Below are 26,665 nucleotides of genomic sequence, written 5' to 3'. Positions count from 1 at the left end.
TGCATGCTATGCTGGCATTTCCTTGCCACCTGGATGCCACGTGACCGGACCTGCCTATTCCCATATCGTCGGCGCGCGCACATATGCGTTTGCCGACCTGCGCGCCCTGATGTCCAAGGCGTCGCCGGCACGCTCGGGCGACCATCTGGCCGGCCTGGCGGCCCACAGCGCCGAAGAACGGGTGGCCGCGCAAATGACGCTCGCTGCCCTGCCCCTGTCGACCTTTCTGCAGCATGCCCTGATTCCCTACGAAGACGACGAAGTCACGCGCCTGATCATCGACAGCCACGACGCGCGCGCCCTGGCCATCATTGGGGACCTGACGGTCGGCGACTTGCGCAACTGGCTGCTGGGCGATAGCGCCGACAGCGCTACCCTGGCCCGCCTGGCGCCCGGCATCACCCCGGAAATGGCGGCGGCCGTATCGAAGATCATGCGCGTGCAGGACCTGGTGCTGGTGGCGCGCAAATGCCGCGTCACCACCGCCTTTCGCAATACCCTGGGCCTGGAGCAGCGCATCGCCACGCGCCTGCAGCCGAACCATCCCACCGACGACGCCACCGGCATTGCCGCCAGCATCCTGGACGGTCTGCTGTACGGCAGCGGCGACGCCGTCATCGGCATCAACCCGGCCACCGACAATGTGCCGCAGGTGGTGGCGCTGCTGCACATGCTCGACGCCATCATCAGCGAGTACGGCATTCCCACCCAGTCTTGCGTGCTGACCCATGTGACCAATACCATGGCCGCCATTGAACAGGGCGCGCCGGTTGATCTGGTGTTCCAGTCGATTGCGGGCACCGAGGCTGCCAATGCCGGCTTCGGCATTTCGCTGTCGCTGCTGGCCGAGGCGCAGGCTGCTGCGCTGGCCCTGGGCCGCGGCACGGTCGGCAGCAACGTCATGTATTTCGAAACCGGCCAGGGTAGCGCGCTGTCGGCCAATGCCCATCACGGCGTCGATCAGCAAACCTGCGAAGCGCGCGCCTACGCGGTGGCGCGCGCCTTTGATCCGCTGCTAGTCAATTCGGTGGTGGGCTTCATCGGGCCCGAGTATTTATATGACGGCAAGCAGATTCTGCGCGCCGGTCTGGAAGACCACTTCTGCGCCAAGCTGCTGGGACTGCCGATGGGCTGCGACGTGTGCTACACCAACCATGCCGAAGCCGATCAGGACGACATGGATGTGCTGCTGACCATGCTGGGCGCGGCCGGCTGCAATTTCATCATGGGCGTGCCCGGCTCGGACGACATCATGCTCAATTACCAAAGTACCTCGTTTCATGATGCGCTGTATGTGCGCCAGGTGCTGGGGCTGCGACCTGCGCCCGAGTTCGAACAATGGCTGCACAGCGTGGGCATTTTTGGCGACGGCAAGCTGGAAACCGCGCTGCCGGGCCGCTTTCAGCAGGCGCTGGCGCGGCTATGAGCGCGCCGCGCCACGTCATTCCCAATGCCTGGCATGCGCTGCGTGCGCTGACCGACGCCCGCATCGCGCTCGGCCGCGCCGGGGTGAGCGTGCCCAGCGCGCGCCAGCTCGAATTTCAACTGGCCCATGCACGTGCGCGCGACGCCGTGCACCAGGCGCTCGACGCGCCCGCGCTGGCGGCCAGTTTGGCGCAGGTTGGCATGCCGGTAGTGTGCGTGCGCAGCGCCTGCCCGGACCGTGCCACTTATTTGCAGCGTCCCGATCTGGGAAGGCAGCTGGCGGAGCAGGATCGCGCCAGCCTGCAGTCTAGCCCCTGGGATCTGGCGCTGGTGGTGGCCGATGGCTTGTCGGCGCTGGCCATCGAGCAGAATGCACTGCCCTTCCTGCGCCGGCTGTACGACGATCTGGCTGTCGATGGCTGGACCTGCGCGCCCCTGGTGGTGGCGACCCAGGCGCGGGTGGCGATCGGCGACGATATCGGCGCTGCCCTGGGCGTGAAAGCAGTGGTGGTCATGATTGGCGAACGTCCGGGGCTCAGTTCGCCCGACAGCATGGGCTTGTACCTGACCTGGGCGCCGCAGCGCGGTTGCAGCGACGCGCAGCGCAATTGCATCTCGAATGTCAGGCCGGCAGGCCTGTCGTACGACAGCGCGGCGCACAAGCTGCGCTGGCTGTTGTCACAGGCGCGCGAGCGGCAATTGTCCGGCGTGGCACTCAAGGACGAGACACCGGCCGAGGCGAGCACGCTCGCCAACCCGGGCCGCAATTTTCTGCTGCGCTGACCTCGCTCAGGCGACGCTGGGGGTGCTCTGGTCGCGGATGGCCAAAGCCCAGATGGTGTAGGCACCAACGAGGGTGCCGAACGGGAAATTGAGCAAGCTCAAGCAGGCGTAAATCAGCAGGAACACGCGCGCCAGCGGCTTACCGTTCAGGAAACAAATGCCGGCAACCACCTGGCCTGCGGCCAGCAGCAGGAAAGGCACGGCCAGCACATTGGCCAGCCGCATTGCCCACATCGGCGCTTCCTGGACTGCGCCAAACATGGCATTCATGAAAATCATGAAGAGCAGGATCCCGCCCGTGGCGAGAGCGCCAAGAACGATGTGCAGGATGCCAGCAATCCGGTGGTGGGTGTTCATGCAGCGCTTTCAAAGTGAAGGGAATAGTCATTTTACAACTATTCCTTACTAGAACTTATCAATTTTGCACTGGCTCGACCCGGTCGCCGCGCTCCAGCGGTGCTGCCGGCGCGGCTTGCTGCTCCAGTTCCGGCGGCGGCGGTTCGCCGCTGCCATCGTCTTCGAGCATTTCCTCGGGCGCGGGTTCAGGTTCGGGTGCGACACCATCCTGTTGCATGACACCACCTTCTTCGATCACATCGGGCGCCTCTTCCTCGACCGGCGCCGGCGCTTGGCGTGGCGCGCCGGGGAAGGCGGCGCCGGTGGGCACCTTGCCGCTGTCCAGTGCCGCCTTGAAGAAGTCGCCAACCACCAGAATCGCGTTGTGGCCGCCCTGGCCCCAGTAACTGCTGCGCATGGTCACGCGATTATCGTTGAACCCGACCCACGCACCGGCCACCAGGTTTGGATGCATCATGATGAACCAGCCGTCGGTGTTGTTCTGGGTGGTACCCGTCTTGCCGGCCACGTCGCCCGTGATGCCAAAGCGGTAGCGGATGGCTGTGCCGGTGCCGCGATTGATCACGCCACGCATCATGTCAATCAGCTGGACCGCGCCTTCGCTGGTCATGGCGCGCTGCGGCACCTCCTTGCCGAATTCGGCAACGATGTTGCCTGCGCGATCGGTAATGCGCTTGACGAACACTGGCTTGTGGTATTCACCCTGGGCCGCAATGGTGCTGTAGGCCGACACCATTTCCAGCAGCGTGACCGGACTGGTGCCCAGCGCCAGCGAGGGCACGGGGTCGAGCTTGCTGTCACGAATGCCCAGGTCGCGGGCCAGTTTGACGATGCTGGGCAAGCCCACGTCCTGCATCACCTGGGCCGTAATCGTGTTTTTCGACATGATCAAACCTTCGCGCAGCGTCATCTGGTTGCCGCTGGCGCCACTCATGTCGGTCGGGCGCCAGACGGTGCCGTCGCCCGCCTTAATGGCCATCACTTCATCGGTGTAGGTCCGTTCGGGCGAGATGCCCTTTTCCAGTGCGGCACCGTACACGAAGGGCTTGAAAGTCGAGCCCGGCTGACGCGACGCTTGCGCCACGTGGTCAAACTGGTCTTTCTGGAAGTCGCGGCTGCCGACCCAGGCTCGTACTTCGCCGCTGCTGGGATCCATCGCTACAAAACCCGTTTCCAGGCGTGTTTTGGCGCGCCGCAGCTGGGCCATGAACGCCTTGTCGGCGCGCAGGCGCTTGAGCACGACGGCGCCATCGCCCCCTTCCTCCACCGCGTTCTTGAATTCGGGTGTTTCACGAATGAAGTTGCTGACCAGATTGCCCTTGGTACGCCAGAAATACTCAAACGGCGTGACCGAGCCGTGCATGCCGGCGTACGAACCGATGGAGGACGACGAGCCGCTGTCGGCCTGCGCCCATTCGACGTCGGCCACCATCTGCAGCGCCGCGCCCTGGCGGTCGACAGCACGCATGGCCGCCGTTTGCAGCGTGTAGTCCAGCGTGGTGTGCACCACCAGGCCATCGAGCTGCAAGTTGTAATCGTTCTCGTCGGCCCACTGGATCAGCCACTTGCGCACATAAGAGGTGAAATGGCTGTCGGACGCATTGCGTTCCGACTGGCGCGTGAAGTGCAGGCGCAAGGGGCGTTTCTTGAGCACCTGAAAACGCTTCTCATCGATGATGCCATGCTTGAGCATTTGCCCCAGTACCACATTGCGCCGCTCGACGGACCGCTCGGGGCGCGATACCGGATTGTAGTAACTCGTTCCCTTGAGCATGCCAACCAGAGTGGCCGCTTCCAGAATATCGAGCTTGAGCGCGGGTTTGTCGAAATAGGTGCGCGCTGCCGTTTCGATGCCGAAGGTGTTGTACAGGAACGGCACGGTGTTGAGGTACGTTTCGAGAATCTCCGTCTTGCTGTAGGTGGACTCGATCTTGACCGCGGTAATCATTTCCTTGAGCTTGCGATTCAGACTGCGCGAGCGCCCGATCTCTTCCGGGAACATATTGCGGGCCAGCTGCTGGGTAATGGTCGAGCCACCTTGCGGATCGCCACCCAGGGTGTGCAGCACCGATCCCACGGTGCGCCGGTAATCAATGCCGTTGTGGTCGTAGAAGCGATGGTCTTCCGTGGCAATCAGCGCTTGCAGCACAAACGGCGAAATCTGATCGAGCTTGACGCGTTCGTGCAAGCCCTCCTCGAAGGTCGCCAGCTGGTTGCCGTCTGCCGACAGAATGGCCGACGCTTTGGCCGTGCGCGCCTGTTTGAGGTCCTTGATGCCAGGTGTCATTGGGATCAGGATCAGCACGTACGCCAGTAACAGGACGCACAGACCGCCACCGCCCCACAATCCCACCAGCGCCACCCGCTTCCATGCCGGTCTGGCCATCAGGTAGGCGCGTGCCTGCGCTGTGCGCGCGCGCGCCCATGCCGTAGCGGTCGCAAGGTAGTGCTTCACACCCTGGCGCGCAGGGTCCGATGGCTTGCGGTCTTGATCCACGTGTTGCCCGTTCTAATGTAGTTAATCCCAGCGGGCAAGTATATCCGACGGTGCAAGGAAGAGGCCGCGCGAATCTCCATCGCCCTTGCGCAGGCGGGGGCGATGTGGTGGATGGCAAGCCTTGAGGTGAAGTCCTACGTTGCTGCTGGGGGTGCGCCTACTCGTCCTCTGTTTCCGTTCGCCTAACATGAAACTCTGCCACGAAACAGCGATGTTTCCAGCGAGACTGATACATGACACTAACAGGAGCAATCATGAGAACCTCATCCACGACTACCCGTAACACGCCGAAAAACATGTCGAAGTCGGAAGAAGGCATTGACGCGATCACCCTTCTGACCGAAGACCATGAAAACGTCAAAGCGCTGTTCGAGAAATATGAAGGTTTGGGCGACCGTGCCCATGCAAGCAAAAAGAAACTGGCCACCGAGATCTGCACCGAGCTGACCAAGCATGCGACCGCTGAAGAAGAAATCTTCTATCCAGCCGTGCGTGCGGCAGGCAAGGATAAGGAAGACATGGTCGATGAGGCCGTGGTTGAACATGCCTCCGCCAAAGACTTGATCGCTCAGATCATGGAAATGGAAGCGACTGAGGACTTGTTCGATGCCAAGGTCAAAGTGCTGTCCGAGCTGATTGAGCACCACGTTGAGGAAGAAGAGAACGAAATGTTCAAGAAGGCCCGTGATGCCAAGCTGGATCTGGAAATGCTGGGCCAGCAAATTGCTGAGCGCAAAGCACAGATCACCATGTAATCAGAAGCACATCGCCCTCGCGTAGGCGGGGGCCCATACCACGCTCCCGGATTCGGAAGCGTGGTATGGGCCCCCGCCTACGCGAGGGCGATGTGTTTGTTTCCTCGCGCTTAACCAGTTTTTACATTGGAAACGCTTCTTTCTGTCGAATAAATTTACATGCAATGTTATCAATAAAAATAGCCTATTGATAAGTTGCTGATTCAGTAGGGATATTTATTATTGGCATGCTTTGTGCATTATCTGTCTGCATAACTCTACCGATAAGGGTGTCCCATGAAACTGTCGACCTTAGTAAGAAGTGCGGCCCTCGCCGCCGCGCTGTTGGCCTCTTCCGCTGTGCGCGCCGACGCAATCGATTTGCCCGCTGCAAATGAAATGTCGACGGGCACGTACAACAGCTTCACTGTCTATTCGCTGGACCTGCTAAAAAGTTGCGCTGCCGCCCTGGATCCGCGCTGCCTGCCCAGCAATGGATTGCCAGTCCACTCGGGCCCGGGTCAAATTGCCGACCAAGCCGTGGTACTGCAAACCGCCGACGGCCAAACCAACTTCCCCGATCCTTTCCCTGCTGGTTCGCAAGTCGACGAACGCATGCTCACGCCCACAGGCAATCAAAGCAGCACCTACACCATGGGCGGCTTTGAGCCCGAACCCGGCGGCCTGTTCACAGGCGACCAGGCCAACCGCTGGGAGATCAAACTGAGTTTGCTGCAGTCCTACCTGGATGGCCACGACCTGGTCTTCATGTTCGACAACAACCAGGCGCAGAGCCGCACGGCTGCCTTCATCTTCCTGTGGGGCCAGGCACGCATTGTCGACGTGAATGGCAACACCGTGGGCGGCTGCTGGGAACTCAGCACCGGTAACGCGGGCTGCGCCGACACGGGCGCCAACCCGACGCCAGCCAATGCCAAATACGTTGCTGGCGCGACCAATTTCTGCGTCGATAAGGGAACTGGTGTCGCCTATAACATTGGCGGTGCAGGCAATGACAACGACTGCAAGGTCTCCGCTGGCCACCCCACGGGCGGCTACTACGTCGACAACAACACCAGCACCGGCGTGGCCGAATTCGCGGCCTTCAACCAGGCCTTGCACGACGCTGCCACCAAGGTCGAAAACGGCGAATGGTTCCTGCAACTGAACATCAAGTATTACAGCAATAACGGCGGCGCCGAACAGCTGTGGATCTGCAGCGATTGCACGATCGACCGCGAGCGTCAGGTGCCGGAACCCGGCTCCTTGCCTTTGATTGCCCTGGGCATGCTGATTGGTACCATCAGTGTGCTGCGCGCACGGCGCCGCCGGTAGGCGTCGCGTCGCGGTTGGCCTTGATCCCACGTGCGCGTGGGATTTTTTTACCTGGCCGGCGTCGATTTCTCCAGCGCCGTCACCGTCAATGCGCCTTCAATCTTTTCGGCGCTGAAGCGTACCTTGTCACCGGCAGCGACCTGACCGAGCATGGCCTTGTCCTTGACGCGAAATACCATCGTCATGGGCGCCATGTCGAGGTTTTTCAGCTCTCCGTGACGGATCGTCAGTTTGCCGGCGTCCATGTCGACTTTGCGAATTTCTCCGTCGGCCATGTTCTCGGCCGGGTTGGCCAGCGCTGGCGCATTCAACGCAACAGCCAGACTCAGAAAGAGCACGCGAAATTTGTTCATGTCGAATCCTTGATGAGGGTGAATGCGCTGCACTTTAATGGTTCCCATTGTGGGAAGGTCAAGCCGTGTTCAGCGCCCCCGCCCGAATTTTTTATCGTGTTTTTTGCGGCTGGCAGCGTTCTGCGCATGCAGGATCGAATCGACCCGTTCCGAGGCCGTGCGCGCCAGGCTTTGCGCCTGTTCCACGCTAGGGAAATACTCGGGCGAACGGTAGGCCAGCCAGGCATAGGCGGAATACAGGCGGCAGGCGTCTTCCACCTCCTGCAAATTGCGGCCGTACAGGTCGGTCTGCTCGGGCTGCAGTTTGCAGATCTTCTTTTTGGCCAGCGCGTGCGCCCACTGTTCCCAGGCCCGCTGCAAGGACGGCACCTTGGTCGAGACCGGCACCAGCGAGAGCATGAACTTTTCCGCCACCGAGAGCGACAAGGTGTCAAGCCAGAGCGCGCGCTCGGCTTGTTCCTCGGTGATGCGCGGATAGAAGAAGCCATCCGGCACGTCAATATTATGCACAAAGCGCTTGAGCAGTTTGGACAGCGACGTTTCCCCGGTAACGGAAGCAATGCGATGCAAATGCTCCAGCGTGGGGGCGACCATGAAGCCGCTGGCACTGATGGGGGCCAGCTTCTCACGCAGCAATGCGCGCATGACCTCGTGGGTATCGTCGTCGTAGCCGGCGACCAGGCCTTCCTCGTGCACGCCGTAGCGGCCGGCCCGGCCGGCAATCTGGCGCGCCAGCGAGGCCGAAATTTCTTCCTCCTCCACCCCGTTGAACTTGACCGTTGTGGTCATGACGATGCGGGCGATCGGCATGTTCAAACCCATGGCCAGCGCATCGGTTGCCACCACCACGTCAGCCGTGCCGTCACGGAACCGTTCAGCCTGGGCGCGCCGCACTTCCGGCGCCAGGTTGCCGTACACAGTGGCGACCGACAAACCCATCTCGGTAATCATGTCGCGCCACATCAGCACTTCGCGCCGCGAAAAAGCAATTACCGCATCGCCGCGCTGGATGTTGCGCAGCTTGCGCACCGCCGTGTTTTCCATCGACAGCGGACCCATGCGTTTTAACACGTGCACTTCGAGCGGACAATCCAGCCGCTCGGCCAATGCCTCGATGGCGCGGCGCGCTTCCGGGGCGCCGACCAGGTACACGACCGACGCTGGCGCGCCGCACACGGCAGCAGTCCAGGCCGAGCCGCGGTCGCGGTCGGCCAGCATCTGGATCTCGTCGATCACGGCGACTTCGACGCGGGTACGGGTATCCAGCATCTCCACCGTGCTGGCCACATGGGTCGCGCCCTCGGCCAGGCGCCGCTCTTCGCCCGTGACCAGGCTGACGGCCAGTTCCTTGCCGTGCGGCCGGGCTGCCTGCAAGCGCTCGAAGTTTTCCAGCGCCAGCAAACGCAAGGGGGCAAGATAGACACCCGACGACGCTTTTGCCAGCGCTTCCATGGCGCGATGGGTCTTGCCCGAATTGGTGGGACCAAGCAAGGCAATGAAGCGGCGCGGCATGCGGCGCGCCACCTCGAAGGTGTCGGGATACTCAGCCAGGTTGATGCTCTGCTTGGTGCGTTCGGCGTGCCGTTCCTCGGCTTCGCGCTCGATCGCGTGTTCCACCCGCTGGCCAATGCGCTCGAACAGGAAGCTGGCCGGTTCCGACGTTTTCAGTTCGGCCAGCGGCGCCAGAAACACCACTGGATCGAGGTTCGCGTCTTCGCACTGGGCGGAAATAGCGTCTACAAACTCGGCCACGCTGGCATTGAGCGCGTCTGCCACGTCGGCCGTCACACGCTCCTGCAGCAAGGCAGCGCGTGCGTCGCGCTCGAGCTTGCGCCACTTGGACGGCTTGGCCAGCACGCCTTGTGGCGGCACCAGTTCGTAGGGCACGCGCAAGCCGCCCGCTTCCACCACCCCGGCAAAGCGGAAGAACACCCGTCCTTCCATTTTGACCAGGCGCGCGCCCAGGGCATCGAGCCCCAGTTCGCCCAGCAGGACGTCGTCGCTGCCATCATCTAAAATTGGTTCTGTCATCTCGTTTTGCTTTGATTACGCAGGCTGGCCGCCACTATAACGCGCCGCACGCGATGCGTGCACCGATGCGCATAAACGTGGAAACAACAACCATGATTATTAATTGTCTGATAACGTTCTGAGTGGTAATATTTAGCCTGTTGAATTTAAAAGAAGCAGCATGAAAACCAAACACGGAAACGCCCTCGCCCTCATCTTGCTGCTGTTACTGTCCACGGGCTCGCTGCAGGCCGCCCCGGCCGACGATATCCGCGCCCTGGCCGCAGCCGCCAGCCAGACCAAGCATCACGACAGCCCTTACGAAGAACAGGACTGGCTGGAACGCTTCTACGGCAAAAACAGTTATGCACCCGCCTGGAAAATCGGCACCGCCCGCGCCGCGCTGGCCTTGCTCAAGGATGCGCCGGCCAATGGCCTGTCGAGCGAAGACTACAACGCCGACGGGCTGGCCACCGCCCTGCGCGGCGACGCCATTGCCCCCGCGACCGACGTGGCGCTGACCGAATCGATGCTGCACTTTCTGGCCGACCTGAAAGTGGGCCGGGTCCGCTCCGAATATCACACCACCCTGCCCGATCCGCGCCTCTCCGCTTTCGATCCGGTGGAGCAACTGCGTGCCGCACTGAACCAGAACCAGCTACCTGCCGCGGTCGAGGCGGCCCAGCCCAAGGTGTTCCTGTACAAAAAAGTCAAAGTCTTGCTGGCCCAGTACCGCGAGCTGGCCAAGCAAGCTGAAACACCGCTTCCTGCTCTGGCCGACAAGACCAAGATCGAGGAAGGCAATCCTTACCCGCATGCGGGATTGCTGCGCCAGCGCCTGGCCCTGCTGGGCGACCTGGCTGCCGATGCGCCTGCCACGGCCAACGATGTCTACGCCAAACCACTGGCGGACGCTGTGCGCAAATTCCAGGCGCGCAACGGCCTGACCGATGACGGCGTGCTCGGCCGTGGCACCATTGCCGCCCTGAACGTGCCACTGCGGGTACGCGTGCGCCAGCTGGAACTGACGCTCGAGCGCCTGCGCTGGCTGCCCGATTTTGGCCCCGGCCCGATCATTGCCGTCAACCTGCCGACCTTCCGCCTGTGGGCCTTCCAGCTGGGCATGGCCGAACCGCCGCCACCGCTGGAAATGCGCGTCATCGTGGGCACCGCCGTCAAGAATCAGACCCCGCTGTTCATTGGGACCATGCGCTACGTTGAGTTCAACCCGTACTGGAACGTGCCAAAGAGTATCGAGAAGGCAGAAATCATCCCGAAACTGCGGGCTAAGCCGAATTACCTGGTCGACAATCAGATGGAGCTGGTGCCGTTGAGCGGCGCCGGCGCGCCCATCCAGTCCGTTGATGCGGCCACCATGCAGGGTCTGGTCGAGGGCAAGTTCCGCGTGCGCCAGCGTCCGGGCCCGAGCAATGCGCTGGGCGCAGTCAAGTTTGCCATGCCCAACCCGGACAACATCTACCTGCACTCCACCTCGGCGCGCGAGCTGTTCAAGAAAACTCGGCGCGACCTGAGCCACGGCTGCATTCGCGTGGAAAAACCGGTGGAATTGGCGCAGTTCGTCCTGGGCGGCCATGCCACCATGACGGCAGAAGATATCGAAAAGGCGATGGAACCGGCGCCCATGCGCACGGTCAGTGTGAAGCCGGTGATCCCGGTGGTGCTGTTCTACGCCACTGCCATCACGGACCAGCATGGCACGGCGCTGTTTGCACAAGACATTTACGGGCGCGATCCGGCCCTGGAAGCAGCGTTGACGGGTCGCTATCCGAAACCCGTCAAGCGTTAAGCCTTACTTGTAAAACGCCTCGACCGTACCCTTGAGCTTGATCTGCATGGGGTTGCCTTTACGGTCGAGTGCCTTGCCGCCGGATACCTTGATCCAGCCTTCGCTGATGCAGTACTCGTCGACATTGGTGCGCTCTTTGCCGTTGAGCATAATGCCCACATCGCGCTGGAATACATCGGCGTTGTGATACGGGCTACGTGGATCGATGGACAGACGGTCCGGCAGTGGGGGGAGTGTGGTGGTATCGTTCATGGGGGCTCATTATCCTCCAGTTTCCTGATCCGTACAATCCTGCCACCGCACACCCAGGCGCCGCAACTGCGCAGCCTGGTAGGCGCCGAAAGCGTCATTGAACAGGCAGCGGATCAGCGGATCGTCGACCAGTTCGGCGTCTTCCAGCGCCGCTTCCTCGGGTGGAGCAAACACCATATCGTTGATGCGCAGGTACAGCGACGTGAGCGATTCGCCCAGTTCCAGGGCTGCATACAGCTTGTGCTGCGATATCTCCGTGGTCCAGGCCAGCGGCGCACTCCCCTCTTGCGCGAGCGCAATGGAGTCGCCCACAACCCGGTAATGCCATTGCACACATGCACCCTCGTGGTCGTATAGAGACAGTCGCCACAGACGCGGCTGATCGAAGTAGCCGCCCTCTTCCAGCTCCATCGCCCGGTATTTCTCCAGCAAGCCATGCTGGCAGAAGGCTTGCACGCGCGCCGCCTGGGCTGCATCCAGCGCCGGAAAGCGCGTGGCAATCTGCGCGCTGGTGGGTGCTGGCAGGTCGGGCCGGTAATCATAATCGACGTCTTGCTCGCCCACGGGCAGCACCCAGGACAGGGGCGCCGCCGTGCTGAGACCGGTTGCGTCCAGCACGACTGCCACGCCCGGATTCAGACGGGCCACGCGTGCGCCCGGGAGCGCAGCCTCGATATCGGCTTGAAACTGGCGGTAGCTGATCGGGAAAAACGCATGGTTATACCAGGACCAGGTTTCCTGCACGAACTGACAGGAACTGGGCACGATGTAGCGCGGATCGAGCTTGCGCAGCTGGTCTATCCATTCTTCCGGCAAAGTTACCGGTTCGGGCCGGGCGCGCGAGGGGGACAAGACTTCGACTTCACGCATGGTCTGAAACGGCCACAGCACCATGTCCCAGGGCGCCTGCGCTGCCAGCTCGCGCATTGCTACCGGCGCAATCCAGGCATCGACCACGTTCAACACATTCATGCCGCCCGCGCGTACCTGGAACATGGCGTCAACGTCGGCATCGATGGCTTCCCGCGCGGTCACGGTAAATGGACCAAGGGTGACCTCCACATCGACTTGCAAGGCGTGCACCTGCCGGAAGCCAAGCGCGCGGATCATGTCGAACATGGCCTCGAACTGGCAATACAGGTAAATGGGGGTGCTGCGGTCCAGCAAGTCCAGGCTCTCCATAGAGCAATGGTCATCGTGGAAGTGGGAAATGAAGACGGCCGCGAAGCGTGCCTGCCGGATCTGGTCCAGATCGAAGCGCACGTCGGGGAAGGCGTGGCAATTGCGGCTGAAGGGGTTTTCGAAGATGGGGTCGAAGGCGATCTGCCTGCCTTCGCATTCAAACACATAGCCGGCGTGCAAAATCCTGGATAGTTTCAGTGACATGACGCCGGCCTGATGCTCGTTAAAGGACTGCCATCTTACATCTGTGCCAGCACTTCCGACAGCGACCATTTGAGCGGCACGCCGCTGGTGTCGGTCACGGTGGTCAGTTCGCCGAAGATACGGCCTTGTACCACATCCGGCAGCCGCACAAAGTCAGCCTTGCCGACTGCGCCGTCGCCGTGGATGAAGCCCCAGGTAAAGAACTTAATCGCGGCAATTGTCTTTTCCGGATTTTCGCTCACCTGCGGAATCAGCACAAAGGTGCTGGTGGTGATTGGCCAGCTCGCGTTGCCCGGACGATTGGTCAGCAACTCTTCATAGGTACCGGCGACGATCCAGGCGCTGTTGTTCAAGGCTGACGAGAAGCTCGAGCGGCCGGCAGTGACAAACTTGCCTTCGCGGTTTTTCAGTGCTGCCGACACCAGATCATTTTTGACCGCGTACTGGTAGTCCACATATGCAATCGCGCCGCTGGTCTTCTTCAGTTCGGCAACAACACCGCTGCTGCCCTTGATCTTGGTGACGCCGTCAGGCCAGACCACGCGGAAGTTGCGTCCGATCGTGCCGGACCAGTCAGGGCTGGCTTTGCTCAGGTAATCGGTAAAGTTGAAGGTCGAGCCAGAGCCCTCTTCGCGCACGATGACGGTAACGGCCAGATCCGGCAGCGCCAGGCCGGGATTGAGTGCCTTGATCTTCGAATCATTCCATTTGACGACCTTGCGTGCAAACAGGTCGGCCAGCACTTCGCCCGTCAGCTTCAGCTTGCCCTTTTCTACCCCAGGAATGTTCACAACCGGCACCACACCTGAAATCGCCGTGGGGAAGCAGAGCATCTTGGCGGACTTGCGCTGGTCGGCCGTCAAGGCCACGTCAGTAGCGCCAAAGTCGACGGTATTGCCGCGCATCTTGCGAAAACCATCGGTCGAACCGCTTGGTTCGTACACCAGCGTCATCGGCTGCTTCTTGGCATACACGCCAGACAAGGCCACGTACAGCGGCTGTGCGGCAGAGGAACCTGCGCCCTTGATCTCGGCTGCCTTGAGCGGCAGCGCTGCGCATGCCAACAGCGTCACCATCGCTGCACTTCTTACCAAACTCATAATATTTCCCGCGAAAAAAAGACGGATTCTACCGTCTTTACGGACTTCGCGTACTGGAACTATTCCTCGGTATTTCTGTTAATTGCTTCCAATGCCGCGGAAAGCACCTCCTGCGACAGCGCTTCGTCATTGACGGCACGGGCAATCACCAGCGCGCCGACCATGGCTGCATAGGTTGCCAACGCATCCTTGCGGCGCTGCTCTTCACTACCGGGCGGCATCAGGGAAGCGAGCTTGCCCACCTGCCGGCTGACGCCCTCACTCACAGCATGACGCACTTCGGGCGACAGCCTCGCCACCTCGGGCCCGAGTGCGGCCACTGTGCAGCCGAGCCCGGGATGATCGCGGTGCCGGGCCGACAGATACGCCTGTGTGACTGCCTTGAGCGGCGCTTCGGGGTGCCGCGACTCCATCGCATCCCATTGCACCAATGAAGCATCGACGGCCTGGGTTGCGGCCTCGGCCAATAGTGCCTCCTTGGAGCCGAAGTTGCCGTAGAAGCCGCCATGCGTGAGCCCTGCCCCCTTCATCAAGTCGGCCACGCCAATGCCGTTGTAACCATGCTCGCGAAACAGCCGCGCCGCCGTCTCGACCACGCGCTCGCGGTTCTGCGCGGCCTGCTCTTTGCTCACTTTCATGACTCCCCCACATTTTTTCGGATCGGTCTTGACATTATACATTATGAGCGTAATATAAGACGCATTGATTATGATCGTAATTTAAAAAGGGAGTGTCCATGAGCATGCAATACAAAACCTTCGGCCGCCGCAGCGGCCTGCGCGTTTCCCAACTGGCCCTCGGCGCCGGCAACTTTGGAACAGGCTGGGGCCATGGCGCCGACAAGGCAGAAGCCAAGGCCATGTTTGACACTTATATAGATGCCGGCGGCAACTTCATCGACACGGCCGACGTGTATCAGGGCGGGCAGTCCGAACAGTTTCTGGGCGAACTCATGGCCGCCGAGCGCGACAATCTGGTCATCGCCACCAAGTACACACTCAACGGCAAACACCCTGGCACCACCGGCAACAGCCGCAAGAACATGATGCAAGCGGTCGACGCCAGCCTCAAGCGTATGGGCACCGACCGCATTGACCTGTACTGGGCCCACTTTGCAGATGGCCTGACGCCCATAGAAGAAATCTTGCGCGGTTTTGATGACCTGGTCCGCTCCGGCAAGATTTTGTATGCGGGTCTGTCCAACTTTCCCGCATGGCGTGTCGCCCGTGCCGACCTGATGGCCGAGTTGCGCGGTTGGTCGCCCCTGATTGGTCTGCAATTCGAATACAGTCTTGCCGAGCGCACTGCCGACCGCGAGCTGCTGCCGATGACCGAAGCCCTGGGCCTGGGCGGGACCTTGTGGTCGCCCCTGGCAGGCGGCTTCTTGACTGGCAAATACCGCGCGCCAACGGGCGAATCGCGCCTGCAGAATCTGGGCAAGCTGGTCCACAGCGAATCGTCCGGCCGCGAGACAGCCATTCTCGACACAGTGCTGGCGATTGCAGCGGAAGCGGACGCCCCGCCCGCCCACGTGGCCATTGCCTGGCTGCTGGCACGCGATGCGCAATCGTCGACCGCATTGGTGCCGCTGCTGGGACCGCGCACCAAGGCCCAGCTCGATGCCACCCTGGGCGCGCTCAAACTGACGCTGAGCCCGGCGCACATTGCGCGCCTGGACCATGTGAGCGCGGTCGACCTTGGTACGCCTTACCGCCAGATTGCCGACAGTGCCGACACCATCGCCGGTGGCCAGCCATCGCTGCGCTCGCCCAAACTGCACCCAGTCGCCTGAGTCAACGGAGAAAACCATGAAAGCAGTTCTGTCCGGGTATGCCCGGTCCCCCTTCCACTTCGCCCGCAAAGGCGCGCTGGCCAATGTCCGGCCCGATGATCTGGCCGCCCAGGTCGTGCGCGGCTTGTTGCAACGCACCGGGCTGGACCCTGCCCTGCTTGACGACGTGATTCTGGGCGTCGCCTATCCCGAGGCATCCCAAGGCAATAACCTGGCGCGCATCGTCTCGCTGCTGGCAGGCATTCCGCAGGAAGTGGGCGGCATGACCATCAACCGCTTCTGCGGCTCGTCCATGTCGGCCATCCATATCGCGGCGGCACAAATCGAAGCGGGCATTGGCGAGGCTTACCTGTGCATCGGGGTCGAATCGATGACGATGGTGCCCCAGGGCGGCTTTAACTTTTCGCCCCATCCTGGACTACTCGCCGAGACGGATACCTACATCGGCATGGGCATGACGGCGGAAAACGTGGCACGGCACTATGCCGTGGCGCGCGCCGACCAGGAGCAACTGGCGGCCGACTCGCACCGCAAGGCCGCCACTGTGCGCAGCGCTGCCCTGCTGCAAGATGAAATTGTGCCGATTTCGGTGGCCGACGGCGTGGTGGCGGAAGATGGCTGCATTCGCCCCGGCACGACATTGGACGCACTGGCGGCGCTGAAACCAGTCTTTCTGGAAGACGGCGTGGTGACCGCCGGCACGTCGTCCCCCTTGACCGATGGGGCCGCTGCGGTTCTCGTCACGAGCGAGGCGTTTGCACAGCGTCATGGCCTGCAGCCATCGGCGCGCATCAAGGCCATGGCCACCATTGGCGTCGATCCTGCCTTCATGGGCATGGGGCCGGTGCCCGCAAGCCGGCTGGCGCTGCAACGTGCCGGTCTGACCGTGGACGATCTGGATGTGGTGGAAATCAATGAAGCCTTCGGTTCACAAGCCTTGGCCTGCATCCGTGAGCTGGGTCTGGAACCGGCCAGGGTCAACCTGGACGGGGGCGGGCTGGCGATTGGCCATCCGCTGGGCGCAACCGGCGCGCGCATCACGGGCAAGGCAGCGGCGCTGCTGGTCCGTGAAGGCGGCCGTTACGCCCTGGCCACCCAGTGCATCGGGGGCGGCCAGGGCATCGCGACGATACTCGAAGCGATGTGAAGCGTTTTCTGCTTAGTACTTGGCCGTCACTTTCAGGTCGCTGAAGGCGGTGTAGGCGTAGATACCGACATAGTAGCGGCCATTGACGGGCGAACCGATGCTGCAAGTTTCCTTGCTGGTTGGGCCGTCCGACTTGCAGTTGTACGTCGTTGCGTTTGGCAGGTCGCCACGGCGTACGAACATGTCGGCGTCGCCGTTGGCACCGTCGAGCGTGAAGGACACGTTGGTTTTGCCGACTGGTACGTCGATATAGTAGTACTTCCAGGTGCCCGTTGCACCAGCCTGGCCGGTGGTCGCGATGTTGTTGATCAAGCCTGGGTAGGTGGTCACGGCGCCCGTCAGGGTGCCCTTGATGCCGTAGAAGCCCAGCGACGAGTAGTTCGAGAAGCCATTCTGCGGCGTACCTTCCGCACCGCCGCGGATCACCAGACGGTAGTTACCCGCTGCCAGCGACAAGCTCTTGAACTCGGCCGAACGGTTGACCGACAGATTGCTGCGGGCGACGACGGCATTGGCTGCGTTGTAAATCGTGGCATCAACGTCGAGCATGCGCAGGTATTCAAGCGGATCGATACGCAGGTTCAGGGTCGAGGTGCCGCTGGTGGTGAAAGTGAAGGTATCGGTATCGCTGTTGCGCTCGATCTGGCCGAAATTGCGCAGCGGATCAATGACGCCGCCGGTAGCAAAGGTCAGCGGCTTGGAAGTCGGGTTGTCGTCCACCACGTACGGCACTTGCTCCTCGGCCGTCATGATGTTCAGATCGTCCTCGAAGTTGGTGGCGGTGGTGTACTCGCCTTTGCTCCAGGTGAACAGCTGATTGGCCCAGCTGCCGCCCATCCAGTAGTTACCCATGATTGGGCCCCACTGGAAGGCCGCGATGCCTTCGAAGTATTCGCCGCCGCTGCCGCCGTGGTCGTGGTACATGCCCATCTGGTGGCCGATTTCGTGCGAGCCGGTCATGCCGATGCCGTAGCCGTAGTCCCAGCCGGATGCCGGATTGCGGTACAAGGTACCGGCCGCGGTGGTGCCGAAGGAATGGATTGGCGCGAACGAGCGGCCATCCTGATTCACAAAGTTGATGATGCCGGTGCGCAGCGGGTTGGCAGCGCGCGCGGCGTCATACACGGCGCGGTTGGTGGTGATGTTCATCTGGAGCATCGAGTACTGGTCGGCCACCGACTGCCAGGCGCGGTACATGTTTTCCTTGGTCACGCCATTCAGTGGCGTGTTTCCGCTCATGACGGCGGTGGTGTTCAGGTAGAACACCCATGGGCTGCCCGGCTTGCTTTGCAGCTGGGTCACATCTTCATTGTTGTACGGGCCAATGTGGCGGGCCTGACGGTTAGCCATCGGGCTGTAGACCGGGTGCGCTACGCCTGCCAGCAACATCGCGCTGGTGCGCTTGTCGCGGAATTCGGGGTCGAAGTCGGGAATGATCTTGGTGATGTCGACTTCCGTCAGCCAAACCTTGCCGGCGGCATCGGTCGTGTATTCGAACGCTTTCTTGCTGTCGTACTTGACCAGGTAGCCGTATACCTTCTTCTTGTTACCTTTCATCACGAATACCGAATTCGGGGTATCCGATGCGGTACCGGTGATCGACACGACCCCGTTTTTCTCGAAGTAGTCGCGGATGCTGGTGGCAACCGACGCGCCCTGGACCGAGTGGGCCACCATGGAACGCGCATTGGCGCGCTGGTTGGCAAAGCCTTGCAGAACGGTCGAGGCATCGCCGATCAGCACGCCTTTCGCAGGTGCAGCGGCGGGCGTCGCGTTTTGCGCATTGGCGCTGGTGCCGAAGGCTGCGGCGAGTAACAGCAGCGAGGTAGTTTTCGTCTTCATGGTCTTCCCGTTTTAGAGATGGAACGATTTCGGTTCGCTGTCCTTGTGCACAGGGCAGTCGTCTTGATTTCGGCGCTCCTGTTCCGAATTGACAACATTAACACCAAGTTAACGGTTTGTATGTACGAAAAAGACCACACTTTGTGCCAATTTCGGCGGGTTTGGGCTTGATTTGATCGGTGGTCAATGCGCAATGGATCTATTTGAAAAAATTCTTGCCGCATAACGGTGTTGACAAGCACGCTCGCGGAAACCATGATGCCTAAGCAATCTGGCTTTTTGTGCATCATCGGAGGTCGCGTTTTATGGAAAAAGTTTGGCGCTGGCGGGGCGCGCTAGGTCTGCTGTGCGGCGCGCTCGCGCTGTCGGCGTTTCCGTGGCGGGCACAGGCTGCGTCCTCGGTGGGCGACAGCGTCAAAACCCGCTTCGGGACTGTCGAGGTGCGCTCCGATGCGGGCAATACGTCGATCGTCTATCGCGGCAAAACCGTCCTCACGCTGGCCGACAAACGCGCCGCTGTCTACCGCATCACGCCCAAGAACGAGAACCGCGATTTCGTGCTACTGCAAGGCTGGCAGGCAGGTACTGCCTGCCGCCACTTCTATCGCATCGTCGCCCTCTCGAAGGGCTTGCCGCAAGTATCGGCGCAGTTTGGCGATTGTCTGGACATGGCCGGCGCTGGTTTCATCGGCAGCGATCCTGTGGTCCACCTGCGCGGTTCGGCAAGCGAAGCGCGCAAGGGACAGCCTCTGATTACCACCTATCTGCTCAAGCGCGGCAAGATCAGTGAAGTGTTCTCGTCCACCAATCCCTGCAATACCGCCGATTTCGTGGCCCGTACCAATGTGGATTTGTCCGGCGCGACCCGGCGCGACGAGCGGCGCGTAAAAGGCGTCGGGCCGGTGTACCTGTCGAGCGCACCCAGCCCTGGTTGCCAGCTCAAGGATCTGAGTGTCGCACCCGGCGACCTGCTGGTGCTCACGCTCGATGCGGATGACTTCCGCTTTGCCTACTTCCGCGACCCGCGCACCGGCAAGCAGATTGAAGGCTGGATACCCAGCGAGCGTCTGGAAAAATTGCAATAGCTTTGCCGCACGGATGCGGCATAGTATGGTTTCCGCCATTTAATCTTGCATGGAGACCGTATGAACGCTCTGCATCGTCGTCTCGCTACCTTTCTTATCTTCAGCCTGTTGTTGCCCCTGGTCGCCAGTGCCCAGGACGGTTCAACCCGCACCATCCTGAATCGCGCCGACTTGCCTGGCGCGCCCGGCATGGAAGTGATCAGCAGCATTTTGGAAGTACAGCCTGGCGCCACCGTGCCACGCCATTTTCACAATGGCATCGAGAGCGGGTATGCACTGGAGGGCGCGACGATTCAGCTGCCGGGCAAGGAACCGCAACTGATGGCAACCGGCGCACCCATCTGGAATTTGCCAGGTATCTTTCACGGCGGCTTTAAGGTGATCGGCCCCAAGCCCCTCAAGCTATACACGGTGCATGTGGTGGACAAGTCCAAACCCTTGTTCGACGGGGTGGAGAGGACCAAATAAATCGCGCCACGCGCCAAATGCCCAAAACCGCGCGCATCCGCACGAAGCGCGTGCGCGATGCCACGAAAAGCGTACGATAAGGCGCGCAAGGCGCACGAAAGCGCACGATTTCTGCGCGAAATCGTACGCGCGGCGCACGGTTTTTCGCGATCGCCCTTTTGCCGCACGTCGTGAAAAATCGTGAAGCGCGCGTGCAAAATCGTGCAAAAATCGTGCGCTTGCGTGCGCTGTGCGCGCGATTCCGTACCCACCCCGCGGGGAATCGAACAGCATCGTTCGTTTGCGCGCGTTTTTTTGATTCGGTCCGCAAAACACCGTCCCCAGGTCCAGTCCCCGAAAGCTGACATGCCACTCAACTACTCCCGCAAACTGACCGGTAGGCATCGTAGTACGGATGCCAACCGCCAGCTCGGTCTGGCGCTGGCGTTCGTCGCCGGCGCCACCAATGCCGGCGGTTTTCTCGCAGTCCAGACGTACACCTCACACATGACCGGGATCGTCTCATCGATGGCGGACAATCTCGCCCTCGCGCAATTGCCACTGGTGATGGCGGCATTCGGCGCCCTGCTCTCGTTTGTCATCGGCGCGGCCACTTCGGCAATTCTGGTCAATTATTCGCGCGTGCACGCCCTGCACAGCCAATACGCGCTGCCACTCATGCTGGAAGCCTGCCTGCTGCTGCTGTTCGGCTTGCTGGGCGCCCGGCTATCGGACATTGACGGGCTGTTCGTCTCCGTCACGGTTATGCTGTTGTCGTTCATGATGGGCCTGCAGAATGCGGTGATCACCAAATTATCGAACGCCGAAATTCGCACCACCCATATCACCGGCATCGTAACTGATATTGGCATTGAGATCGGCAAACTGGCCTACCGCAACGCACCGGGCACCGCCCCGGCAGAGCGCGTCGCTGCCAACCGACCGCGCCTGGCGTTGCTAACCTGGCTGGTACTGGCGTTTTTCGGCGGCGGCGTACTGGGCGCGCTCGGGTTCAAGCACGTCGGCTACAGCGCCACCGTACCGCTGGCGCTGATGCTGGTCGCGCTGGCCAGCGTGCCGATTCTGGATGATCTGCGCATCCTTTTGCGCCGGAATAAATCGTAAGTCCCGGGCGTCATCATCCGGTCACACAGCCCGCGTACGATCTGCGCTTTCCATGCGGGAGGTTGGCTGTGAGTGTAAGAAGTTTGTGTGCGCGATTGCTGCTGGGCGGCAGTCTGATGCTGGCGGCCCAAGCCGGCGCGGCCGAGAGTGTGATCACGGTCGGCCAGGCGATCGACCTGTCGGGCCCGAATGGCAGCATTGGACGCGACTATGTCGCTGGCATTACCACCTACTTCGACAGCATCAACGCCAAGGGCGGCGTGAACGGCAAGAAGATCCGTTACATCGTGCGCGACGACCGCGGCATTGCGGCCGAGAGCGCAAAACTGGTCGACGGCTTGATCACGCAGGACCAGGCTGACTACCTGCTTGGCGCTATCGGCGCCGAGGCCACCAAGGCCCAACTGGCAGCGCCCGCCTTCCGCCAGTCGAAACACGCGCTGTTTGCCCCCTTGGCCGATTCGTTCACGGTGCCGAATGGCCGCGCGGTATTCTGGCGCCCCAGCGCAGACCGCGAGTTTCAGTTCATCCTGGCCTACTTCAAAAATCTCGGCGTCACCCGGGTCGGCGTAGCGCTGCAGCGCAATGCGCAAAATGACCGGTCGTACCAGGTCGTGGTCGACGAATTGCAAAAGCGCGGCATGACGCTGGCTGCCATGGTCGACATTGGCGCCACGGCGGCGGCCACCGACGCAGGCGCCCGCCGCCTGAACGACAACGGTGCAAAGATGGTCATCACGATTGCCGATACAGTCGCCTCGGCCCAGTTTTTGAAGGCCTTCCGCAAACAGAACCCATCCACCTTCGTTGCCGGCACATCGCTGATCAACCTTGAAATGCTGTCGCAAATCGCCGGCAGCAAGGCCACCGAGTTCACCGTGTTTTCCCAGGTGGTGCCCAACCCGGGCAGTACCGCGTCCGTGCTGCAAAGTGAACACATCAACATGATGAAAAAGTTCCGCGATGAACCCGCTTCCGCTCTGACCCTGGAAGGCTTTGCGGTGGCCAAGACGCTGGTGCGGACCATGCAACCGGGCAGCGCCGGCAAGGCGCCCATCGATCTGGGCGGCATGACCATCGTCCAGGGCGATCGCGACAACAACCTCTCGCAATATGTTGACATTGCACTATTCAAACGTGGTGGCGGCTTGATGTACTAAGGCCACCGCCACTTACGCGGCATCAACAAGCGTCCCGACCCGGCAAGGCAAACTCAGCCATTGACCGTGCGGGACCAGCGCACGGCCATCGTTCCCTTCCATTATTGCGAGGTGTTCCATGGCCACACGAAACAAGAACGGCGCGCTTGACGGCGCCGGTTCCATCCTCAGCACCATCTCCGGTCCCTCGACCGACCAGCCGCCCACCAGCCTGGGCACCCCCGATCCGATTGCCGAACGCCTGCTTGAAAAACGCGTTGGCAATGACGACCTGTCTGCCGAGCGCCCGTTCAACGGCACCAAGCCACTGGAGTATGGCGAAGACTCGCGCGAACCGCATGTTGGTGAGCAGTTCCCGCCCCCGACGCCGCTGGCCACAGCCAGCACCAGCACCGAAAACATCGCCTCGCCCAAAGTCGGCAGCGGCATTCCCCCGCTAGGCGAAAACCGCCTGACCGCACCGCTGGACCGGGTGCGCGTGGATGACACGGGTGAACGGCTGACCACCAACCAGGGCATACCGGTGTCGAACAACCAGGATTCGCTCAAGATCGGCCTGCGCGGCCCTACGCAGATGGAAGACTTCATCCTGCGCGAAAAAATCACCCATTTCGACCATGAGCGCATTCCCGAGCGGGTAGTGCATGCCCGCGGCTCGGCAGCCCATGGTTACTTTGAGTCCTATCGCTGCCTGGCTGACATCACCCGTGCCACCGTATTCGCAGCCGAAGGCAAGCGCACACCGGTGTTTGTGCGTTTCTCCACCGTGGTGGGAGAGCGCGGCTCCACCGACCTGGCGCGCGATGTGCGCGGCTTTGCCACCAAGTTCTATAGCGATGAAGGCAACTGGGACCTGGTCGCCAATAATATCCCTGTCTTCTTCATTCAAGATGCGATGAAGTTCCCTGACCTGGTCCATGCCGTCAAGCCCGAACCGCATCACCACATGCCGCAAGCATCGAGCGCACACGACACCTTTTGGGACTTCGCGTCACTGAGTCCAGAAATTACTCACATGCTGATGTGGGTCATGTCGGACCGCGCAATCCCCCGCAGCTACCGCACCATGCAAGGCTTTGGCGTGAACACCTTCCGGCTGGTGAATGCTGCGAACGAGTCGCGCTTCGTCAAGTTCCACTGGACGCCGCTGCAGGGCACCCATTCGGTGGTGTGGGATGAAGCCGTTAAAATCTCTGGCGCCGATCCCGACTTCCATCGGCGCGACCTGTGGGAAGCCATTGAATCCGGCAACTTCCCCGAGTACGAGATGGGCTTGCAGGTATTCACAGAGGAACAGGCAGCCAGCTTCCCCTTTGACGTGCTTGACGCCACCAAGATCGTGCCCGAGGAATTGATTCCGGTGATCCCGGTCGGTAAGCTGGTACTCAACCGCAATCCCGACAATTTTTTCGCAGAGACCGAGCAGGTGGCGTTTTGCACGGCGCACGTCATCCCAGGCATCGACTTCAGCAATGACCCGCTGCTGCAGGGCCGCAACCACTCCTATATCGACACCCAGATCAGCCGACTGGGCGGGCCCAACTTCCACGAAATTCCCATCAACACGCCGATTGTCGAGATCCACAACAACCAGCGCGAAGGCTTCCACCGCCAGTCGATCAATCGTGGCCGCGTTAATTACGAGCCCAATTCGCTGGCGGGCGGCTGTCCGTTCCAGGTGGGCCGGGCCGGCTTTGTCACCTTCCCCGAACCGATTGCCGAGGACAAGGTGCGCGGCAAGCCCGAGCTGTTCGGCGAACATTACGGGCAAGCGCGCCTGTTTTGGGAAAGCCAGAGCGCGCCCGAGCAGCAGCACATCATCAACGCGTTCCGCTTCGAGCTGACGCGGGTGCAGGTGCCGGCAATCAGGGTGCGCATGCTGGCCGGGCTGGTGAATGTGGATCCGTTGCTGGCTGCCGCAGTGGCCGATGGCCTGGGCCTGCCGGTGCCGGAACCGCTGCCGCGCGCGACGGAATTGCCGATTCCGGATTACCCGCCCTCGCCTTCGCTGTCGCTATTGAGCCGCCCTGGCGTCAAGAGCATCCAGGCGCGGCGCGTGGCGATCCTGGTCGGGAATGGCGTCGATGGCGCGATGGTGCGGGCGATGTACGCCTCGCTGCTGGCCGACAGCGTGCAACCGCGTCTGGTCGGACAGCGCCTGGGCAAAGTGTCTTCGCTTGACGGTTGTCCGCTGGATGTGGAGACCACGTTCGAGGCCATGCCATCGGTGCTGTTTGACGCGGTGATCGTGCCCGACGGAGGCGAATTGGCGGGCACCCTGGGGGTAGACGCGAATGCGCTTGAATTCCTGCGTCAGCAGTACCGGCATGGCAAGCCGATGCTGGGTGTGGGGGATGGGTCGGAGTTGCTGATCGTCGCGGGGGTGGTGCTGCCGCTGCCGGATGGCGGGACCGATCCGGGGGTGATCATTGTGGATGGTGGTGAAAGCGAGGCTGGACTGCTGCAGTTCAAGGAGATGCTGGCCAGGCACCGTGTGTACGAGCGCGAGACAGATCCGCCGAGGGTTTAACCGAAGTCACATCGTCCTCGCGAAGGCGGGGACCTATACCACGCGTGCATTAACGCTACCGCATGCGTGGTATAGGTCCCCGCCTCCGCGAGGACGATGTGGTGATGGATTTAACCGCGCAGGAAGCCCTTATACCACTGCCCGCTCGACTTGAGCGTCCGCCGCTGCGTCTCAAAATCCACATACGCAATCCCGAAGCGCCGCAAATACCCTTCCGACCACTCGAAATTATCCAGCAAGCTCCAGGCAAAATACCCCTTCACTGGCGCGCCCTGCTCGCGCGCGGCACGCACCGCGTGCAAATGCCGCACCAGATAATCGCGCCGCGCGCTGTCAGCCACATTGCCTGCTGCATCTGGATGATCGTCGTAGCACGAGCCATTCTCGGTCACGTACAAGTCGCCGGCATCGTACTCGCGCGCGATACGTGCCAGCAGCGCGGTCAAACCAGCCGGCGCCACCTCCCAGCCAAAATCGGTACGCTGGCGGCCTTCGGGCAGCACCACCGTCGTCTCCAGGAAGCCGCCTTCGGCATCATGCTTCACCACCTCGGGGAAGTAGTAATTCACTCCCAGGAAGTCGGTGCGGACGGCAATCGCCTCCATGTCGCCCGGCGCGATATGCGGCGCGTCCTTACCCAGCATCGTCATCGGCACGGACGGATAGCCACGGCCATACAAAGCATCGAGGAACCAGCGATTGCGGAACGCATCGTGGCGCACGACTGCATCGCGGTCGGCCACGGAATCGCTGGCCGGTTCGACCGGATGCAGCGACAGCGCGATACCAACCCGCGCACCGGGCACATTGGCGCGAATGACCGGCACCGCCAGACCGTGCGAGAGCAGCACGTTATGGCATACCTGCAGCGCGGTTGGCACGCTCTTGATGCCCGGCGCATGCATGCCATCGAGATTGCCATGGATGGCCGTGCACCATGGCTCGTTGTGTGTAATCCAATTCTTGACGCGGTCGCCCAGGCGCTTGGTCACCACGTCGGCATATTCAACGAAGGCCGCCACCGTATCGCGGTTGGTCCAGCCGCCCTGGTCCTGCAGATACTGCGGCAAATCCCAGTGATACAGCGTGACCCATGGCACTAGCCCGCGCGCCAGCATGCCATCGATCATGTCCGAATAAAAGGCCAGGCCTTCTTCGTTGGGCGCGGCGCCGCGCGCACTGAAAATGCGCGGCCACGAAATCGAGAAGCGGTAAGCATTCAGGCCCAGCGACTGCGCCAGCGCCATATCGTCCGGCCAGCGATGGAAATGATCGCAGGCGACCTTGCCATTGGAGGCATCACGGATCTTGCCTGGGGTCTCGCAGAAGGTGTCCCAGATGGACGGGACACGCCCGCCCTCGCTCGCACCACCTTCGATCTGGAAGGCCGACGTCGAGCAGCCCCATTGGAATTCGTCACCGAAATCGGAGCGGGACAAGGGACCGTGCACTTCAGGATTTGGAGTCGTCATGAAATTATCGTGTGTTGAAAGTTGCT

General features: G+C 61.6%; 22 protein-coding genes. 12 read left to right on the top strand and 10 right to left on the bottom strand.

Annotated elements, in window-relative coordinates; genetic code table 11:
• Positions 1 to 40 precede the first annotated feature (40 nt).
• Positions 41 to 1,426: an ethanolamine ammonia-lyase subunit EutB gene (locus BUC24_RS07580; RefSeq protein ID WP_073213447.1), complete on the top strand. Its 1,386-nt coding sequence runs from the start codon at positions 41 to 43 to the stop codon at positions 1,424 to 1,426.
• Positions 1,423 to 2,208 carry an ethanolamine ammonia-lyase subunit EutC gene (gene eutC, locus BUC24_RS07575; protein ID WP_073213446.1) on the top strand — a complete coding sequence of 262 codons (786 nt, stop codon included), beginning with the start codon at positions 1,423 to 1,425 and terminating at the stop codon, positions 2,206 to 2,208. The genes BUC24_RS07580 and eutC overlap by 4 nt, the downstream gene beginning before the upstream one ends.
• Positions 2,209 to 2,214: 6 nt before the next feature.
• Here eutC and BUC24_RS07570 read toward each other — a convergent pair whose 3' ends face one another.
• Positions 2,215 to 2,565 (bottom strand): hypothetical protein, encoded by a 351-nt coding sequence (locus BUC24_RS07570; protein ID WP_073213445.1) that lies wholly within the window; start codon positions 2,563 to 2,565, stop codon positions 2,215 to 2,217.
• Between the two features lie 58 nt (positions 2,566 to 2,623).
• Positions 2,624 to 5,062 carry a penicillin-binding protein 1A gene (locus tag BUC24_RS07565; RefSeq protein ID WP_073213444.1) on the bottom strand — a complete coding sequence of 813 codons (2,439 nt, stop codon included), beginning with the start codon at positions 5,060 to 5,062 and terminating at the stop codon, positions 2,624 to 2,626.
• Between the two features lie 296 nt (positions 5,063 to 5,358).
• On the opposite strand from BUC24_RS07565, the gene BUC24_RS07560 reads away from it, so the two are divergent.
• Positions 5,359 to 5,817 (top strand): hemerythrin domain-containing protein, encoded by a 459-nt coding sequence (locus BUC24_RS07560; protein ID WP_373887970.1) that lies wholly within the window; start codon positions 5,359 to 5,361, stop codon positions 5,815 to 5,817.
• Between the two features lie 276 nt (positions 5,818 to 6,093).
• Entirely contained in the window at positions 6,094 to 7,131 is a 1,038-nt protein-coding gene (locus BUC24_RS07555; RefSeq protein WP_143167421.1) for a PEP-CTERM sorting domain-containing protein, read from the top strand.
• A 47-nt stretch (positions 7,132 to 7,178) separates the two neighbouring features.
• Here BUC24_RS07555 and BUC24_RS07550 read toward each other — a convergent pair whose 3' ends face one another.
• Together BUC24_RS07550 and BUC24_RS07545 are read right to left on the bottom strand one after the other, a co-directional pair.
• The gene (locus tag BUC24_RS07550) at positions 7,179 to 7,484 is read right to left on the bottom strand and encodes a copper-binding protein (protein WP_073213441.1); all 306 of its coding nucleotides are present in this window, start codon (positions 7,482 to 7,484) and stop codon (positions 7,179 to 7,181) included.
• A 69-nt stretch (positions 7,485 to 7,553) separates the two neighbouring features.
• The gene (locus tag BUC24_RS07545) at positions 7,554 to 9,515 is read right to left on the bottom strand and encodes a helicase-related protein (RefSeq protein WP_073213440.1); all 1,962 of its coding nucleotides are present in this window, start codon (positions 9,513 to 9,515) and stop codon (positions 7,554 to 7,556) included.
• A gap of 160 nt (positions 9,516 to 9,675) precedes the next feature.
• On the opposite strand from BUC24_RS07545, the gene BUC24_RS07540 reads away from it, so the two are divergent.
• A complete protein-coding gene (locus tag BUC24_RS07540) occupies positions 9,676 to 11,301 on the top strand; it encodes a L,D-transpeptidase family protein (protein ID WP_073213439.1) in 1,626 nt (541 codons plus the stop codon).
• Positions 11,302 to 11,304: 3 nt separating this feature from the next.
• Here BUC24_RS07540 and BUC24_RS07535 read toward each other — a convergent pair whose 3' ends face one another.
• From BUC24_RS07535 to BUC24_RS07520, 4 genes are read right to left on the bottom strand one after another with little or no spacing between them, the layout of a single operon-like run.
• A complete protein-coding gene (locus BUC24_RS07535; RefSeq protein ID WP_073213438.1) occupies positions 11,305 to 11,553 on the bottom strand; it encodes a DUF3297 family protein in 249 nt (82 codons plus the stop codon).
• A gap of 9 nt (positions 11,554 to 11,562) precedes the next feature.
• Positions 11,563 to 12,939: an MBL fold metallo-hydrolase gene (locus BUC24_RS07530; protein ID WP_073213437.1), complete on the bottom strand. Its 1,377-nt coding sequence runs from the start codon at positions 12,937 to 12,939 to the stop codon at positions 11,563 to 11,565.
• A gap of 35 nt (positions 12,940 to 12,974) precedes the next feature.
• Complete coding sequence (gene pstS, locus BUC24_RS07525) at positions 12,975 to 14,039, bottom strand: phosphate ABC transporter substrate-binding protein PstS (RefSeq protein ID WP_229448080.1); 1,065 nt, start codon at positions 14,037 to 14,039, stop codon at positions 12,975 to 12,977.
• Positions 14,040 to 14,098: 59 nt separating this feature from the next.
• Positions 14,099 to 14,677 (bottom strand): TetR/AcrR family transcriptional regulator, encoded by a 579-nt coding sequence (locus BUC24_RS07520; RefSeq protein ID WP_073213435.1) that lies wholly within the window; start codon positions 14,675 to 14,677, stop codon positions 14,099 to 14,101.
• Positions 14,678 to 14,775: 98 nt separating this feature from the next.
• Here BUC24_RS07520 and BUC24_RS07515 point away from each other — a divergent pair, with 98 nt between their 5' ends.
• Together BUC24_RS07515 and BUC24_RS07510 are read left to right on the top strand one after the other, a co-directional pair.
• Positions 14,776 to 15,831: an aldo/keto reductase gene (locus BUC24_RS07515; RefSeq protein ID WP_307188460.1), complete on the top strand. Its 1,056-nt coding sequence runs from the start codon at positions 14,776 to 14,778 to the stop codon at positions 15,829 to 15,831.
• Between the two features lie 16 nt (positions 15,832 to 15,847).
• Positions 15,848 to 16,978 carry a thiolase family protein gene (locus BUC24_RS07510; protein ID WP_073213434.1) on the top strand — a complete coding sequence of 377 codons (1,131 nt, stop codon included), beginning with the start codon at positions 15,848 to 15,850 and terminating at the stop codon, positions 16,976 to 16,978.
• Positions 16,979 to 16,990: 12 nt separating this feature from the next.
• Here the strand turns inward: BUC24_RS07510 and BUC24_RS07505 are convergent, their stop codons facing one another.
• Positions 16,991 to 18,820 carry a pre-peptidase C-terminal domain-containing protein gene (locus BUC24_RS07505; RefSeq protein ID WP_073213433.1) on the bottom strand — a complete coding sequence of 610 codons (1,830 nt, stop codon included), beginning with the start codon at positions 18,818 to 18,820 and terminating at the stop codon, positions 16,991 to 16,993.
• 305 nt (positions 18,821 to 19,125) lie between these two features.
• Between BUC24_RS07505 and BUC24_RS07500 the strand changes: the two genes are divergently transcribed.
• The 5 genes from BUC24_RS07500 (at position 19,126) to BUC24_RS07480 (ending at position 25,167) form a co-directional block, all read left to right on the top strand.
• Complete coding sequence (locus BUC24_RS07500) at positions 19,126 to 19,905, top strand: hypothetical protein (RefSeq protein WP_073213432.1); 780 nt, start codon at positions 19,126 to 19,128, stop codon at positions 19,903 to 19,905.
• Positions 19,906 to 19,965: 60 nt separating this feature from the next.
• Entirely contained in the window at positions 19,966 to 20,373 is a 408-nt protein-coding gene (locus BUC24_RS07495) for a cupin domain-containing protein (protein WP_229448077.1), read from the top strand.
• Between the two features lie 345 nt (positions 20,374 to 20,718).
• A complete protein-coding gene (locus tag BUC24_RS07490; RefSeq protein ID WP_073213431.1) occupies positions 20,719 to 21,477 on the top strand; it encodes a YoaK family protein in 759 nt (252 codons plus the stop codon).
• 68 nt (positions 21,478 to 21,545) lie between these two features.
• Positions 21,546 to 22,637, top strand: coding sequence for an ABC transporter substrate-binding protein (locus BUC24_RS07485; protein ID WP_229448076.1), 1,092 nt, complete (start codon positions 21,546 to 21,548; stop codon positions 22,635 to 22,637).
• A gap of 118 nt (positions 22,638 to 22,755) precedes the next feature.
• The gene (locus tag BUC24_RS07480; RefSeq protein WP_073213430.1) at positions 22,756 to 25,167 is read left to right on the top strand and encodes a catalase; all 2,412 of its coding nucleotides are present in this window, start codon (positions 22,756 to 22,758) and stop codon (positions 25,165 to 25,167) included.
• Between the two features lie 110 nt (positions 25,168 to 25,277).
• Here the strand turns inward: BUC24_RS07480 and BUC24_RS07475 are convergent, their stop codons facing one another.
• Positions 25,278 to 26,639 carry a GH1 family beta-glucosidase gene (locus BUC24_RS07475; RefSeq protein ID WP_073213429.1) on the bottom strand — a complete coding sequence of 454 codons (1,362 nt, stop codon included), beginning with the start codon at positions 26,637 to 26,639 and terminating at the stop codon, positions 25,278 to 25,280.
• Positions 26,640 to 26,665 lie beyond the last annotated feature (26 nt).

This window comes from Massilia sp. CF038 (assembly GCF_900129765.1).
Taxonomy (GTDB): domain Bacteria; phylum Pseudomonadota; class Gammaproteobacteria; order Burkholderiales; family Burkholderiaceae_D; genus Telluria_A.
Note: the sequence above shows the minus strand (reverse complement) of the source record. Positions and strands in the feature narration are given on the sequence as shown.